This window comes from Kitasatospora sp. NPDC058046 (assembly GCF_042885595.1).
GTDB lineage: Bacteria > Actinomycetota > Actinomycetes > Streptomycetales > Streptomycetaceae > Kitasatospora.
Genome location: NZ_JBHVRS010000001.1, coordinates 646,326 through 662,299, shown reverse-complemented (window position 1 = coordinate 662,299; position 15,974 = coordinate 646,326). Strand labels below are relative to the sequence as shown.

The window sequence follows — 15,974 nt, the reverse complement described above, 5'->3', positions numbered from 1 at the left end:
AATGGACAGGTCGGCTGTGAATCGCTTCCCGAAGTCGGTCGACCGGTGATCGGGCGATCCGGGTGCAGGAAATCAAGCCGGGGCAACGCCATGGACCCGCGGTCGCTACGGTGCGTCCGGATCGCACGATCTTCGCGGGTGCATGCCTTCAAGAGTTGAATGCTTGCTCGCGTCAGGCGGACGATTTCACCAACAGAGGTGAACGCCTTTATGTGCTTTCGATCTAGCGGGTTACCGCTGGGTACCAGCCTCGGGTGGCCTATTCAGGGCAGAGAAGTGCCTTCGAAATGGGTATGTTCTCCGGCGTCAGGGCAACCGCGTACGAGGAGACCGACCCGTGCCGTCCCAGCAGAAGTTTGTTTACTCCTTCACCGAAGGAAACAAGGACCTCAAGGATCTTCTTGGCGGCAAGGGCGCGAACCTGGCCGAGATGACCAACCTGGGCCTCCCCGTCCCTCCGGGGTTCACCATCACCACCGAGGCCTGCAAGGTCTTCCTGGAGACCGGCAGCGAGCCGTCCTCCCTGCACGAGGAGATCAGCGCCCACCTGGACGCCCTCGAGCAGGAGATGGGCAAGAAGCTCGGCCAGGCCGACAACCCCCTCCTGGTCTCGGTCCGCTCCGGCGCGAAGTTCTCCATGCCCGGCATGATGGACACCGTCCTCAACATCGGTCTCTCCGACGCCTCGGTGGCCGGCCTCGTCGCCCAGTCCGGCAACGAGCGCTTCGCCTGGGACTCCTACCGCCGCCTGGTCCAGATGTTCGGCAAGACCGTGCTGGGCGTCGACGGCGAGCTGTTCGAGGAGGCCCTGGACGAGGCCAAGCACGCCAAGGGCACCGTCAACGACCTGGACCTGGACGCCGCCGACCTCAAGACGCTGGTCGAGGTGTTCAAGGGCATCGTCGAGCGCGAGACCGGCCGGGCCTTCCCGCAGGACCCGCGCGAGCAGATGGACCTCGCGATCCACGCCGTCTTCCACTCCTGGAACGGCGACCGCGCCCGGCTGTACCGCCGCCAGGAGCGCATCCCGAACGACCTGGGCACCGCGGTCAACGTCTGCAGCATGGTCTTCGGCAACCTCGGCGAGGACTCCGGCACCGGCGTCGCCTTCACCCGCGACCCCTCCACCGGCACCCAGGGCGTCTACGGCGACTACCTGTCCAACGCCCAGGGCGAGGACGTCGTCGCCGGCATCCGCAACACGCTGCAGCTGTCCGAGCTGGAGAAGCTCGACAAGAAGTCGTACGACGAGCTGATGGCGATCATGCAGACGCTCGAGAACCACTACCGCGACCTCTGCGACATCGAGTTCACCATCGAGCGCGGCAAGCTCTGGATGCTCCAGACCCGGGTCGGCAAGCGCACCGCCGCGGCCGCCTTCCGGATCGCCGTCCAGCTGGTCGACCAGGGCCTGATCGACCTGGACGAGGCCCTGATGCGGGTCACCGGCGGCCAGCTCTCGCAGCTGATGTTCCCGCGCTTCGCCCCCGACTCCGAGTCGAAGCAGATCGCCAGGGGCCTCGCGGCCTCGCCCGGCGCCGCGATCGGCAAGATCGTCTTCGACTCCTACACCGCGGTGAAGTGGTCGCGCTCCGGCGAGAAGGTCATCCTGGTCCGCCGCGAGACCAACCCGGACGACCTGGACGGCATGATCGCCGCCGAGGGCATCCTCACCTCGCGCGGCGGCAAGACCTCGCACGCCGCCGTCGTCGCCCGCGGCATGGGCAAGACCTGCGTCTGCGGCGCCGAGGAGCTGGAGGTCGACACCAAGCGCCGCCGGATGACCACCGCCGACGGCCTGGTGCTGGAGGAGGGCGACGTCGTCTCGATCGACGGCGCGACCGGCAAGGTCTACCTCGGCGAGGTGCCCGTGCTCCCCTCCGCGGTGGTGGAGTACTTCGAGGGCACCCTGCACGCCGGCGCCGACGTCCAGGGCGGCCTCGTCCAGGCCGTGCACCGGCTGATGTCGCACGCCGACGGCCGCCGCCGCCTCGCGGTGCGCGCCAACGCCGACAACGCCGAGGACGGCGGGCGCGCCCGCCGCTACGGCGCCCAGGGCATCGGCCTGTGCCGCACCGAGCACATGTTCCTCGGCGAGGAGCGCCGCAAGGAGGTCGAGCACCTGATCCTGGCGGACAACGACAAGGACCGCGAGCTCGCCCTCTCCACCCTGCTGCCGCTGCAGAAGGGCGACTTCCTGGAGCTCTTCCAGGCGATGGACGGCCTGCCGGTCACCGTCCGGCTGCTCGACCCGCCGCTGCACGAGTTCCTGCCGGACATCACCGAGCTGTCGGTGCGCGTCGCCCTCGCCGAGGCCCGCAAGGACCCGAACGAGAACGACCTGCGCCTGCTCCAGGCGGTGCACAAGCTGCACGAGCAGAACCCGATGCTCGGCCTGCGCGGCGTCCGCCTCGGCCTGGTCATCCCCGGCCTGTTCGGCATGCAGGTCCGGGCCATCGCCGAGGCCGCCGCCGAGCGCCGGCTGGCCGGCGGGGACCCGCGCCCCGAGGTGATGATCCCGCTGGTCGGCACCGTCCAGGAGCTGGAGCTGGTCCGCGACGAGTGCGAGCGCGTGCTCGCCGAGGTCGCCCGGACCACCGGCGTCAAGCTGGACATCAAGCTCGGCACCATGATCGAGCTGCCGCGCGCCGCGGTGACCGCCGGGCAGATCGCCGAGGCCGCCGAGTTCTTCTCCTTCGGCACCAACGACCTGACCCAGACGGTCTGGGGCTTCTCCCGGGACGACGTGGAGGCCTCGTTCTTCACCGCCTACCTGGAGAAGGGCATCTTCGGGGTCTCCCCGTTCGAGACCATCGACCGCGACGGCGTCGGCTCGCTGGTCAAGCACGCCGTCGAGGCCGGCCGGGCCACCCGCCCCGACCTCAAGCTCGGCGTCTGCGGCGAGCACGGCGGCGACCCGGACTCGGTCCACTTCTTCCACGAGGTGGGGCTGGACTACGTCTCCTGCTCCCCCTTCCGGATCCCGGTGGCGCGCCTGGAGGCAGGCCGCGCCGCCATCGAGACGGCGGGCAGCGACTCGCGCTGAGGAGGGTAGGCATCCCCACCTCACGCGCGGGCACGACTGACCGCTTCCCCTCCCGTCGGGAGGGCGTACACCGGAGCTCGGCGCAGGAGAACCGGCGTACGTGACACGGCCGGGCGGGAACGGACAACGGCGTCCGTTCCCGCCCGGCCGTACGTCCGCGTACGGGCCGGCGCACCGGCCGGTGTGGCGGCGGCCACGTGTGTACCTGGCCCGGCCCGGCCCGGCCGCCTGCCAAGCTGGACCGCATGACCAACCGCAGAAACCCGCTCGTGGCCGTGGCCGTGCTGATCCTGGCGGTCCTGGCCGGGGCCGGGTACCTCCTCGCCAACCAGGGGAGCGGCCACCCCAAGGCCGCCGCGAGCGCCACCACGAGCGCGGCCGCCGGTGCCACGACGTCCGGGTCCACGGCGCCCAAGCCCTCGGCCCCCAAGCCGAGCCCGCCCGCCGGGGGCGCCGGTACCACCCCCGCCGCGGCCGGCACCTGGGTCCCGACCGACCCGGCCATGGCCGACGTCTGCCGCACCAAGCTCCCCAGCCAGGCCCAGGACACCCTCGGCCTGATCGCCAAGGGCGGCCCCTACCCGTACAACCGCGACGGCATCGTCTTCGAGAACCGCGAGAGCCGCCTCCCCAAGAAGTCCGGCGGCTACTACCACGAGTACACCGTCGTCACCCCCGGCTCCAACGACCGCGGCACCCGCCGCGTGGTGACCGGCGACTCCGGCGAGCAGTACTGGTCCGCCGACCACTACGCCACCTTCCAGGAGATCGACTCCCGCTGCTGAGCGGGGCCTCGGCAGCCCTTGCCGCGCCCCTCACCGGGCCCGGCGCCAGGTGACGCGGGGGTGGGGGGCGTGCGGGCCGGTGGTGACCAGGGCGGTGAGCTCGTGGAGCACCGGGGCCGGGTCGCGGCGGAGCTGGACCGGGGTGGTGCGGACCACCGGGAGGCCGGCGGCGGTGAGGCGGTTGGCGCGGGCGAGGCCCCGTTCGTGCTCGGCGGGGCGCAGGTGCCAGGCGCGGGAGTCGATCTCCAGGGCCACGCAGGCGTGCGGCCAGTAGGCGTCCGGGACGGCGAGGAAGCGGCCGTCCAGGAAGAGCACCGGGTTCCACAGCGGCTCCGGCAGCCCCGCGTGCGCCAGCAGTTCGCGGGTCTCGCCCTCCACCACCGACCGCACCCCGACCGTCAGGTCCTCCACCACCCGGGCCACCTGGGGCAGTCCGAGCGCACCCGGGCGGGACAGCAACTGGTCGAGCAGCTCGCCGAGTTCGCAGTGCCGCCGCTGGACGGCCTCCGCGCACAGCGCCCGGAACCGGCGTTGCCCGGTCTCCCTCGGCGCGAGGTCGGCCAGCGCCCGGGCGACGGTGGTGCTCCACAGCCCGTCATCCCGCTCGAAGCCGCCCGGCATCGCCCCGGAGGCCCGGTGGATCCGGACGAACTCCCTGTCCCCGACCCGCCGTTGAGTCGGGATCAGGATGTCGACCGCGTTCAGGTCGGACGGGTGCCCGGCGCTCGGCAGCCCGGCCTCGGCCAGCACCGCGAAGCCGGTCAGCAGCACCTCCCCGGCCCGCGGGTCGCGGCCCTTCGGCGTCGCGTACGCCAGCGCGGCCCGCAGCTTCTGGTGGAACGTCAACCGGCCGCTCTGGAGGCAGATCACCCGGGGCAGGACCTGTTGCCAGGGCCCGCCCGGCCGCAGCCGGTGGGCGATGGTGCCGGAGGGCACCCCGAGCCGGCGCAGCTGCGCCCGGGTGGCGATGTGCTGCTGGTCGGCGCCGAGCAGGGCGACCGGGTCGAGGGGGTTCGCGCGGGTCATGCCCCGGTGCCTGCCCGCCGGAATCGGAGGTATGCGAAACATCCCCCGTCGGTGGGGACGCCGGCCACGGGTGTTGACGGGACGGCGGTCAACCCGCTGAGCTGGAGGGCATATGACCATTCCATCCGCGCACACCGGCCCCGCGCTGGACTCCCTCAACGGCCTCTCCGTGGGCGACGCCCTCGGCGCCCAGATGTTCGTCCCGGAAACCGCCCGGGCCCACCTCGCCGCCCGCACCGAACCGCCCGGTCCCTGGCCCTGGACCGACGACACCGAGATGGCCTGCTCGGTCCACGCCGCCCACACCGAGCGCGGCACGATCGACACCTTCGACCTCACCCACGCCTTCGCCCTCCGCCACGACTTCGACCGCGGCTACGGCCCGGCCGCCAACCGGCTGCTCCGGCTGGTCCGCGAGGGCGGCGACGCCCGGCGGCTGGCCGCCGAACTCTTCGACGGCCAGGGCTCGTACGGCAACGGCGCCGCGATGAGGGTCGCCCCGCTGGGGGCCGCGTACGCCGAGGACCCGGCCGCCGTCGTCCGGCCCGCCGCCGACACCGCCGTCATCACCCACACCCACCCGCAGGCCGTGGACGGCGCGATCGCGGTCGCGGTGGCGGCCGCGTACGCGGTGCGGGCGCGGGCGGAGGCCATGACGCCGGAGGCCTTCCTGGCGGCGGTCGCCGACCTCACCCCGAACGGGGCGGTCAGGGACGGCCTGGAGGAGGCCCGCGGGCTGCTCGCCCGGCCGGACTTCCGGCTCGCCGCGCAGGTGCTCGGCAACGGCAGCCGGACCTCCGCGGCCGACACCGTCCCGTACGCCCTGTGGTGCGCCGCCCGGAACCTGGCCGACTACCGCACCGCCGTGTGGGAGGCGGTCGCGGCCGGCGGCGACATGGACACCGTCGCCGCCATCACCGGGGGAGTGGTGGCGGCGCACACCGGCACCGGAGGCATCCCGCGGGCCTGGCTGGCCGCCCGGGAGCCGCTGCCCGCGTGGGCGTTCCCGGAGCCGGGCGGCGTCCGCGCGGCCGGGGAGCCGCACCTGACGCCGATCCGCCTGCCCCGCCCGCACCCGGTGCCGGACCTGCTCTGGTCGGACGCCGACTGGGAGCGGATCAGGCGCGGCCTGCGGGCCCGGGACCTGGACGAGCGCTGGGTGTCCGTCGTCTCCGAGGGCGTGCTGCACCTGCACCGCGGCGTGGGCGGCGCGGAGGTCTACCGGGTCCGGGTGGCCCGGGTGCGGGGCGGCTGGCGGCCGGTGGAGGCGCTGGTCGAGGCGCACCCGGGACGCCACCGGGCCTGGGACGACCGCACGACCCTGCCGGCCGTCCTGGGCTTGGCGCGCCTCGGCTACGAGCCGCTCCGGGCCGGCCTCAGACCGTGATCATCAGCTGCCCGGCGCCGCTGCCGCCCTGTCTAAGGCACTCCTGGTTGATCGCCGGATCCGGGGCGCTCGGCGAGGTGGCGGCGGCGATCCGCAGCTCGATGATGTCCCGGACGGCCGGCCACTCGTCGTCGAGGATCGAGTAGAACGCGGTGGAGCGCACCACCCCGTCCAGCCCGCGCGAGTGCGCCCGGCGGACGCCCTCGGAGGTCGCGCCGAGCCGCTCGATGGCGGCGCGCGAGCGCATGTTGCGGGCGTCCGCGCGCATCGAGATCCGCTGCACGCCCCAGGTCTCGAAGGCGTGGCGCAGCATCAGCAGCTTGGCCTCGGTGTTGATGCCGGTGCCCTGGGCGCGCGGCGAGAGCCAGCTGTTGCCGATCTCGGCCGCGTCCGGGACGGCCGTGGCCGGATCGCCGAACGGGACGCCGGGCACGGGCGGCCACACCATCGGGCCCTGCCAGTAGTCGAGTTCCAGGAAGCGGGTGGAGCCGACGACCCGGCCGTCGGCGACGTTCACCGTCGCGAACGGCAGCGACCGTCCCGCGGCCTGGTCGGCGAGCGCCCGCGCGACGTAGTCGCGGGCGGCTTCCAGGCCGTGCGGGACGGGGGTGAAGGCGTAGGTCGTACGGTCCTCGGCGCCGGCCTCGGCGATGGCCTCGGCATGGTGCGCGGCGAGGGGCTCCAGCCGCACGGTGCGGCCGGTGAGGGTGACAGGTACGGGCACGGAACCTTCTGTCCTTCATCGGTCGGAGGGAGCCTCCCGGGCCGGGGTACGGCACGGGGTGCGCTGGACATGGGTACGCCTGGGCCCGGGTCCGTCCGCCGGGTACCCGCGCACGCCGGAGGTCCGGTCGAACGGGGTGGGGGCGGCGGCCCGGAGCGGGCGGCGCGGGGGTGCCGGAACGGACACGGGTCCTCGGACCGGTCCGGCGGGAACAGCGAGGGGACAGTGTGCGTCCGCGAAATGGCCGAAGAGGAGACGAGAGCGCGAAGGGAAGCGGGCGGCCAGGTGAAGGCAAGATGCGTCGTGGGGGCTGGCCGAGCAGCGGACCGGGACGTGGCCGACGGCGTTACGGACGACGTGGCGACGACGCGACGATGCGAGGCAGCGAGAGGACGATACCCGCCAGAAGGCGGTGCGTCACTTCGCGGCACGCGAATGGCCGCGCGGGCCGTTCCGGGGCCCCGCGGACGGGCCTCCCGCGGGGGCGCTACCAGGGCCGTGACCAGGGGCTCTTCGGTCGGGTGCGATCATGGTCCGGAGCGGTCGGCCGAGGCCGTCGGGCGCGCCCCCCGGGGAGCCGTCGGACGGGTACCGGAGCGGCCGTGGAGCGGCTCCGGAACGGCCCCGGCGCGGCCCCGTGGACGTGTCCGTCCGCGGGGCGGGGGCGGGGCGGGGCCGGGGCGGGAATTCCGGCGGCGCCCGGCACGCTGCAGAGGACGAGAAGCCGGTCGACCGGAACGAGCAGGGAACGGGGTTGGGTGCGCGGTGCGTGACTTCCAGGCGTTGTACGAGCTGGATCAGCAGGGCGTGGCCGCCGTCGCCGCGGCCAACGAGCAGTTGCGCGACACCGGTGCCGGCCTCGTGCTGCTGCAGCACTACGAGGGCTTCATGGACGCCGGGGAGGCCGGCGGCCAGGTGGTGGCTCACCTGCTGGAGACGGGCTCGCCGCAGGTCGTGGCCCGCTTCGACCACGACCGTCTGGTGGACTACCGGGCCCGCCGCCCGGCGATGGTCTTCGACCACGACCACTGGACGTCCTACGACCCCCCGGAGATCCTGCTCCAGCTCGTCCACGACGCCGCCGGCGCGCCGTTCCTGCTGCTCAGCGGCCCCGAGCCGGACGTCGAGTGGGAGCGCTTCGCGCGCGCCGTCCGCGAGCTGGTGGAGCGCTTCGAGGTCCGGCTCTCGATCGACTTCCACGGCATCCCGATGGGCGTGCCGCACACCCGCCCGGTCGGCATGACGCCGCACGGCAACCGGCTGGACCTCGCCCCGGGCTACCCGCAGTGGTTCGAGCAGGCGCAGGTGCCGGGCAGCGCCCAGGCGCTGGTGGAGTACCGCCTGGCCGAGGCCGGGTGCGACGTCCTGGGCTTCGCCGTGCACGTCCCGCACTACGTGGCCCGCTCCGCCTACCCGGCGGCGGCCGTGCAGGTCCTGGAGGCGGTGCAGTCCGCCACCGGGCTGGTGCTGCCCGGCACCCGGCTGCGCGAGCAGGTCTCCGAGGTCTACGCCGACATCGAGGAGCAGCTGGCCCAGGGGGACGGCGAGTTGCGCTCGGCGATCCGCGGCATGGAGGGCCAGTACGACGCCGTGGCGGGCGCGGAGGGCCGGGAGAGCCTGCTGGCCGAGCCGGTGGACCTGCCCTCGGCGGACGAACTGGGGCGGCGCTTCGAGCAGTTCCTGGCCGAGCACGAGCGCGGCGCGGAGTAGTCGACGCGGAGTGGTCGACGCGGAGCGGCCGACGCGCACGCGGTTTCGTGGTGCGCCGGCCGGAGAGGGCGCGCGGAAGCGGTCGGAAGCCGGTGCCCGGACGGCCCCGGGGTCGGTTTCCGGCCGGTTCGGGCCCGCCGTAAGGCGATTCGGCCGGGGCGGGAGTCATCGGCCGCGATCGTTCGTTGGCCCCTGATGTGCCCGGGGGACGGGCCGCCGCAAGGAGCCGACCGTGACCCGTATCCCCGGGGGGAGACCATGCCGAGGACCGTTCGCCCGACCATCGCCCTGACCGTCGGACTGGCCGCAGCGCTGCTGGCCGGCTGCACCGACAACACCGCTTCGGACAGCGGGGTCGGCGGCGCCGCGGGCACGGCGTCCGACCGCGCGCGGGCCGGCGCGGCCGCGTCGCCGACCGCCGCCCCGCCGCCCACCGGCCCGTACGTCGCGCTCGGCGACTCGTACACCGCGGGGATGAAGATCGCCCCGCAGGTCGGCGAGCCGGGCGCCTGCTACCGCTCCGGGGCCAACTACCCGTCCCTGGTGGCGAAGGGCCTCTCGCTCGCCGCCGACCAGTTCAAGGACGTCAGCTGCAGCGGTGCCCGCACCGGGGACCTGACCGGCCCGCAGAAGGTCGCCGACGGCACCAACCCGGCCCAGCTGGACGCGCTCACCGCGGACACCCGGCTGGTCACCCTGGGGATCGGCGGCAACGACGCCGGCTTCATCGAGGTCGTGACGGAGTGCGCCAAGGCCAACCTGGTGGACATCGTCAAGGGCGTGATCAGCGACAGCGCGGACCGGATCAGCGACTCGCCCTGCCGCGACCACTACGCCGCCGGCAGCGGCACCGACGAGGTCCAGCGCAAGGTGGACGCGGCCGGCGACCGGATCGGCCAGGTGCTCCAGGACGTCAAGAAGCGCTCCCCGAAGGCCAAGGTGTACGTGATCGGCTACCCGGGGCTGCTCCCGGCCGACCCGGCGAGCTGCCTGCCGGTGCTGGGCAACGCGGTGGCCGCCTCCGACCTCGCCTTCCTGGTGGAGAAGCAGCAGCAGCTCAACGGCATGCTCAAGAAGCGCGCGGACGCGGCCGGCGCGGTGTTCGTCGACCTCGCCGGGCCCTCGGCCGGGCACGACATGTGCGCGGGGGAGGACAAGCGCTGGGTGGAGCCGCCGCTCCCGGCCCAGGGGTCGGCGCCGATCCACCCCAACGCCAAGGGGCAGGAGGCGATGTCCGGGGTGGTCCTGAAGGCGATCAAGGGCTGAGGACGCCCGCGCCGGGGCGCGGGACGGAGTGGCGTGAGGGGTGCGCGGGCCGGGTGGGGCCGACCCACCGGGGCGGGCACCCGCGCGCCGCGCACCGTTCACGCCCCGGCCCGCACCCCTTCGTGCGCGGCACACCCCGCGTGTCGGGGGCGCGGCGTACCGTGAAGGACATATGGACGACACCACGCACCGCCTCGCCGCCCCGATCACGTACGACCACGCCGCCGAGGCCCGCTGGGTCCCCGAACCCGACAAGCGCCCGGGCCGTACGGCCTTCCAGCGGGACCGCGCCCGGGTGCTGCACTCGGCGGCGCTGCGCCGGCTGGCCGGAACCACCCAGGTGGTCGCCCCGATGCGCAGCGACTTCCCGCGCACCCGCCTCACCCACTCCCTCGAATGCGCCCAGGTCGGGCGGGAGTTGGGCGCCGCCCTGGGCTGCGACCCGGACCTCGTGGAGACCGCCTGCCTGGCCCACGACATCGGCCACCCGCCGTTCGGCCACACCGGCGAGGAGGCCCTCGACCAGGCCGCCGAGGCCTGCGGCGGCTTCGAGGGCAACGCCCAGTCGCTGCGCATCCTGACCCGGCTCGAACCCAAGCGCTTCGCGCCCGAGGGGGAGCAGCCGGCCGTCCGGCTCGCCCCCTGGCCGGGCCGCAGCGTCGGCCTCAACCTGAGCCGGGCCGCGCTCGACGCCGCCGGCAAGTACCCGTGGACCAAGGGCGCCCACCCCACCGACCCGGCCTCCTCCAAGTACGGCGTCTACGCCGACGACCTGCCGGTCTTCCGCTGGCTGCGGGCCGGCTCCCCGGCCGGGCGCAAGTGCTTCGAGGCCACCGTGATGGACTGGTCCGACGACGTGGCCTACTCCACCCACGACGTCGAGGACGGCCTCCAGGCCGGCCACATCGACCCGGCCGTGCTGCGCGCCCCCGGCGAGCGGGCCGAACTCTTCAAGGTCGCCGAGCGCTACGCCCCGGACGCCGAGCCGGAGGAGCTGGCCGCCGCCCTGGACCGGCTGCTCGCCCAGGAGTGGTGGCCCCGCTCCTACGACGGCACCGCCCGGGCCCGGGCCGGGCTCAAGGACCTCACCAGCCAGCTGATCGGCCGCTTCTGCCTGGCCGCCGAGCAGGCCACCCGCGCCCGCTACGGCCCCGGCCGGCTCACCCGCTACGCCGCCGAGCTGGTGGTGCCGAGGGACGTCCGGCTGGAGTGCGCGGTGCTCAAGGCGGTCGCCGTCCGCTTCGTGATGCAGCGCGACGAGCAGGCCCAGCTGCGGGCCCGGCAGCGGATCGTGATCGCCGAGCTGGCGTACGTCCTCACCCAGCGCGCCCCCGACGGGCTGGACCCGGTGTTCGCCGCCATGTACCACGAGGCCGAGGACGACCGCGCCGCCCTGCGCACGGTCGTCGACCAGATCGCCACCCTCACGGACGCCTCCGCCCTGGCCCTGCACGCCAAACTCGTCGGCGCCGCCTGGGCGTAGCCGCCGGGCGCGGCCGCGACGGCTCCGGTGCGGCCGTGCCCCGACCGGGGCCGAGCCCTCGGCGCGGCCGGAATGCCCCGCCGCCCCAGTAGACTTCCGGGGTGGCCGGGCGGATCAGGGACGAAGACGTACAGGCGGTGCGCAGCGCACTGCCGATCGACGCGGTGGTCGGCGACTACGTACAGCTGACCAACGGTGGCGGTGGCGAGTACAAGGGCGTCTGCCCCTTCCACGACGAGAAGTCCGCCTCCTTCTACGTGAACCCCGCCAAGGGCGTCTTCCACTGCTTCGGCTGCCAGGAGAACGGCGACACCATCGCCTTCCTGATGAAGATCGAGCACTTCACCTTCGCCGAGGCCGTCGAGCGGATGGCCGCCCAGGCCGGCATCACCCTGCGCTACGAGGAGGGCGGCTACAGCCCCCGCCACCAGCAGGGCGAGCGCACCCGGCTGGTCGAGGCGCACAAGGTGGCCGCCGCCTGGTACCAGGAGCAGCTGGCCTCGCCGGAGGCGGAGATCGGCCGCCGCTTCCTGGCCGAGCGCGGCTTCGACGAGGAGGCCGCCAAGACCTTCGGCGTCGGCTACGCCCCCGCGGGCTGGGAGCACCTGGTCCGCTACCTGCGCGGCAAGGGCTTCACCGACAAGGAGATCCTGCTGGGCGGCCTCGCCTCGCAGGGCCAGCGCGGCGGCCTGATCGACCGCTTCCGGGGCCGGCTGGTCTGGCCGATCCGGGACATCGCGGGCGAGGTGGTCGGCTTCGGCGCCCGCCGCCTGCGCGAGGACGACAACGGCCCGAAGTACCTCAACACCCCCGAGACGCCGATCTACAAGAAGTCCCACGTGCTGTACGGGATCGACCTGGCGAAGAAGGAGATCGCCAAGTCGGGCCGCGCGGTGGTGGTCGAGGGCTACACCGACGTGATGGCCTGCCACCTGGCCGGGGTCACCTCGGCGGTGGCCACCTGCGGCACCGCCTTCGCCGAGGACCACATCAAGATCATCCGACGGCTGCTGATGGACACCTCGCAGTACCGGGGCGAGACCGTCTTCACCTTCGACGGCGACGCGGCCGGGCAGAAGGCCGCCCTGCGCGCCTTCGAGGACGACCAGAAGTTCGCCGCCAAGACCTCCATCGCGGTCAGCCCGGGCGGCATGGACCCGTGCGACCTGCGCCTGGCCCAGGGCGACGAGGCGGTCAAGCACCTGATCGACAACCCGGTCCCGCTGTTCGAGTTCGCGCTGACCTCGGCGGTCGCCCGGCACCGGGTGGACACCCCGGAGGGGCGCTCGGCGGCGCTGGAGGAGGCGGCCCCGATCGTCGCCAAGATCAAGGACCGCTCGATCCAGCACGAGTACGCCGTCCGCCTGGCCGGCATGCTCGGCATCCTGGACGAGCAGTTCGTCGTCCGCCGGATCTCCCAGCTGGCCCGCTGGGACCGCGAGCGCCAGCAGAACCCGCGCGGCGCGGCCGCCCAGCGCCGCCCCGAGCCGGCCCAGCCGCAGCGCGCCGCGCAGCCCGCCTACCGGCTCAACCCGCGCGACCCGGCCCAGTTCGTCGAGCGGGAGCTGCTCAAGCTGGCGCTCCAGCACCCGGACCTGGTCAGCCCGGCCTTCGACCACTACGGCGAGGACGAGTTCCCGACCCCGCCGTACACCGCCGTCCGGCAGGCCGTCGCCAAGGCCGGCGGCGCCGCGTACGGGGCGACCCTGCCCGACTTCACCAGCGCGGTGCGCGAGGCGGCCCCGGACGACCAGGTGCGCTCGCTGGTCACCGAGCTGACCGTCGAGCCGGTCCGCTCGCGCCGCAAGGCGGACGCGATCTACGCGGGGGAGTTCCTGGTCAAGCTGCGCCTGCTGGCGGTGGACCGGCGGATCACCGAGGTCCGCGGCTACCTCCAGCGGCTCGGCCCCCGGGCCGAGGCCGAGCAGCTGCACGCGGTGCAGACCGAGCTGTGGCAGCTCCAGCAGTACGGGCAGCAGCTGCGCAGCCAGGGCGCGGCGGCGCTGTAGCGCGCCCCGCGGCACCCGCCGCCCGGACGCGGTGTCGGACCCGGCGCCCGAACCCGCGCGCAGAAAGTCGGCGCACGAGTCTCGGCCACGGAGCGTGGCGTACCGCACACTGGAGGGCGTCCCACCTCCGTACTGCGCGGGTCCGCCAGAGTCGCGCCCGCCCCGAGGGGATGCCCGTGGAGCAAGGCGTCGTCGCAGCGACCACCACCAGTACGAGAGCGAACCCCGCCGAACCGGACGGGGAACAGGACACCCACCACGGCCGGGCCGGGGCGGTGCCCCCGGACGGTGCCCGGATCCCCGCCCAGGGCCTGCCGGAGGGCCATCCGGACAGCCCGGACCCCGAAACCGGGTCCGGCGCCGAGGACCCGGACGAGCGCCGCGGGCCCGGCGACGACACCGGGCCGTCCGCCGACCTGCTGCGCCAGTACCTGCGCGAGATCGGCCGGATCCGTCTGCTCACCGCCGAGGAGGAGGTCGAGCTGGCCCGCCGGGTGGAGGCCGGCGTCTTCGCCGAGGAGCGGCTGAACGGCGACCCGCCGCCGCCCGACCCGCTGGGCGGCGAGCTGGACACCCTGGTGGTGCGGGGCCGGATCGCCAAGCGCCGGCTGATCGAGGCGAACCTGCGACTGGTCGTCTCCGTCGCCAAGCGCTACGTCGGGCGCGGGCTGACCCTGCTGGACCTGGTCCAGGAGGGCAACCTGGGCCTGATCCGGGCGGTGGAGAAGTTCGACTACACCCGCGGTTTCAAGTTCTCCACGTACGCGACCTGGTGGATCCGGCAGGCGATGAGCCGGGCCCTGGCCGACCAGGCCCGGACGATCCGGGTGCCGGTGCACGTGGTCGAGCTGATCAACCGGGTGGTCCGGGCGAAGCGCGGCCTGCTCCAGGAGCGCGGCCTGGAACCGACCGCGGCCGAGATCGCCGCCGCCCTGGAGCTGACCGAGGAACGGGTGCGCGAGCTGCTCCGGCTGGCCCAGGAGCCGATCTCGCTGCACACCCCGGTCGGCGAGGAGGAGGACGTTGCACTCGGGGACCTGATCGAGGACGCCGACGCCGCCTCGCCCGCCGAGTCCGCGACCTTCCTGCTGCTGCGCCAGCACCTGGAGGCCGTCCTGGCCACCCTGGGAGATCGGGAGCGCCAGGTCGTCCAGCTCCGCTACGGGCTGGACGACGGTCGCCCGCGCACGCTGGAGGAGATCGGCGCGGTGTTCGGCGTGACGCGGGAGCGGATCCGCCAGATCGAGTCGAAGACCCTGGTCAAGCTCCGCGACCACGCCTGCGCCGAGCAGCTGCGCGGGTACCTCGACTGAGCCCGGACCCTAGGACGGACTCGGCGACGCGGTCGGCGCCGACGGGTCGGCCGGAGCGGGGTCGGCCGGTGTGGCCGGGGCCGGGGTCGTGGACGCGCCCGCGCCGGTGCCCGGCGGGGGAGAGGCGGGCCCGATCGGGATCGGGGTGGAGGCCACCACCATGGCCAGGTCGGAGACGACCGCGGTGCAGTCGTGGCCGGCCGGCTGGTAGCCGCAGACCTGGAAGGTGACGGTCGGATCCGCCGCGTCCAGCATCGCCGAGTAGTTGTCGTAGCCCCAGTGGATGAGCGCCGTCTCGCTCTCGCCGGTGCCGTCGGTGATCGTCGCGTAGTCCTTCGGCTGGCCCTCGGTGATGGCCGCCCAGGCGGCCCGGCAGGTCTGGCTGTACCGGAGGTAGACGACCACCTTGCCGACCACCTGGGTCTGCAGGGTCCGGGCGTCCTTGCCGCAGCCGGTGGTCTTCGGGTCCTTGTGCGCGCAGCCGACGGCCTGACAGGCCGGGGCGGTGGGCCCGGGCTTGGGAGCGGCGGAGGCACCGGTCGTCGCGGCGGGCCGGTCGGCCGCCGCGGCCTGCCCGTCGTGCCGGCTGATCCGCAGGCCCACCAGCACCAGCAGCAGCGCCAGCGCGGCCGCACCGGAGACCAGTGCCGCCGGGCGCCGCCACCAGACGGCGGGGGCGGGCCCGGGCTCCTGCCCGGCCACCGGCGCCTCCGTGACGGAGGCGGCCTCCTCCACGGCGGCAGCCTCGGCGCCCGAGGGCCCGTCAGCGACGGCCTCCGGCCCGGCCACCGCCCGCCGCCACAGCGCCCGCAGCGCGGCCCCGTCGCACTCGACCGCCCCGGCCAGCGCGTCCAGCGCCTGCTCGGTGACGATCCGTTTGCCGTTGAGCCAGCGCTCCCAGGAGGCCCGGCTGTAGTGGGTGCGGGCGGCCAGCTCGGACAGCGACAGTCCGGCGGCGTCCTTGACGGCCCGGAGCTCCTCCGCCAGGCGTCTGGCGGGCTCGGGCAGCTCGTCGGGCAGCTGCTTCCAGGCGGAACCCACGGCGGCGCTCCAAACTCGAGAAACGGGGGGCGGGGAACGGGGGAGCGGCAGGGTCCCGGTCCGGGCCGTTCGGCGTCTCCGCTTCTCCAACCTGATCGGCCTGGCGTCCCAAACCCCAGGTCATGGCGCTGAGACGGACGGAAGTGTCTCACAACCCCCGGAGACGCTCGAACATCCATGTGGT

Annotated in this window: 11 protein-coding genes; 8 read left to right on the top strand and 3 right to left on the bottom strand. The window is 74.1% G+C overall.

Features of this window, described 5'->3' with window-relative positions; translation table 11 throughout:
• Positions 1-337: 337 nt before the first annotated feature.
• Positions 338-3,046 (top strand): pyruvate, phosphate dikinase, encoded by a 2,709-nt coding sequence (gene ppdK, locus ACFVU7_RS03060; protein WP_074000751.1) that lies wholly within the window; start codon positions 338-340, stop codon positions 3,044-3,046.
• A gap of 245 nt (positions 3,047-3,291) precedes the next feature.
• A complete protein-coding gene (locus tag ACFVU7_RS03055) occupies positions 3,292-3,831 on the top strand; it encodes a ribonuclease (RefSeq protein ID WP_079271730.1) in 540 nt (179 codons plus the stop codon).
• A gap of 30 nt (positions 3,832-3,861) precedes the next feature.
• Here the strand turns inward: ACFVU7_RS03055 and ACFVU7_RS03050 are convergent, their stop codons facing one another.
• The gene (locus ACFVU7_RS03050) at positions 3,862-4,857 is read right to left on the bottom strand and encodes a hypothetical protein (RefSeq protein WP_380744795.1); all 996 of its coding nucleotides are present in this window, start codon (positions 4,855-4,857) and stop codon (positions 3,862-3,864) included.
• A 112-nt stretch (positions 4,858-4,969) separates the two neighbouring features.
• Between ACFVU7_RS03050 and ACFVU7_RS03045 the strand changes: the two genes are divergently transcribed.
• The gene (locus tag ACFVU7_RS03045; protein ID WP_388043995.1) at positions 4,970-6,244 is read left to right on the top strand and encodes an ADP-ribosylglycohydrolase family protein; all 1,275 of its coding nucleotides are present in this window, start codon (positions 4,970-4,972) and stop codon (positions 6,242-6,244) included.
• Here the strand turns inward: ACFVU7_RS03045 and ACFVU7_RS03040 are convergent.
• Positions 6,234-6,968, bottom strand: coding sequence for a GNAT family N-acetyltransferase (locus tag ACFVU7_RS03040; RefSeq protein WP_049650219.1), 735 nt, complete (start codon positions 6,966-6,968; stop codon positions 6,234-6,236). The genes ACFVU7_RS03045 and ACFVU7_RS03040 overlap by 11 nt on opposite strands.
• Positions 6,969-7,733: 765 nt before the next feature.
• Between ACFVU7_RS03040 and ACFVU7_RS03035 the strand changes: the two genes are divergently transcribed.
• The 5 genes from ACFVU7_RS03035 to ACFVU7_RS03015 all read left to right on the top strand — a co-directional run bounded on the left by ACFVU7_RS03035 (position 7,734) and on the right by ACFVU7_RS03015 (position 14,749).
• On the top strand, positions 7,734-8,678 hold the full coding sequence (locus tag ACFVU7_RS03035) for a PAC2 family protein (RefSeq protein ID WP_049650218.1): 945 nt from the start codon (positions 7,734-7,736) through the stop codon (positions 8,676-8,678).
• Positions 8,679-8,936: 258 nt separating this feature from the next.
• A complete protein-coding gene (locus ACFVU7_RS03030) occupies positions 8,937-9,944 on the top strand; it encodes an SGNH/GDSL hydrolase family protein (RefSeq protein WP_388043993.1) in 1,008 nt (335 codons plus the stop codon).
• A 172-nt stretch (positions 9,945-10,116) separates the two neighbouring features.
• Positions 10,117-11,427 carry a deoxyguanosinetriphosphate triphosphohydrolase gene (locus ACFVU7_RS03025; protein ID WP_049650217.1) on the top strand — a complete coding sequence of 437 codons (1,311 nt, stop codon included), beginning with the start codon at positions 10,117-10,119 and terminating at the stop codon, positions 11,425-11,427.
• A gap of 101 nt (positions 11,428-11,528) precedes the next feature.
• The gene (dnaG, locus tag ACFVU7_RS03020; protein ID WP_049650216.1) at positions 11,529-13,436 is read left to right on the top strand and encodes a DNA primase; all 1,908 of its coding nucleotides are present in this window, start codon (positions 11,529-11,531) and stop codon (positions 13,434-13,436) included.
• Between the two features lie 170 nt (positions 13,437-13,606).
• Positions 13,607-14,749, top strand: a complete 1,143-nt coding sequence (locus ACFVU7_RS03015) for an RNA polymerase sigma factor (protein ID WP_388043991.1) — start codon at positions 13,607-13,609, stop codon at positions 14,747-14,749.
• 9 nt (positions 14,750-14,758) lie between these two features.
• Here ACFVU7_RS03015 and ACFVU7_RS03010 read toward each other — a convergent pair whose 3' ends face one another.
• Positions 14,759-15,790 carry a DUF2690 domain-containing protein gene (locus tag ACFVU7_RS03010; protein WP_388043989.1) on the bottom strand — a complete coding sequence of 344 codons (1,032 nt, stop codon included), beginning with the start codon at positions 15,788-15,790 and terminating at the stop codon, positions 14,759-14,761.
• Positions 15,791-15,974 lie beyond the last annotated feature (184 nt).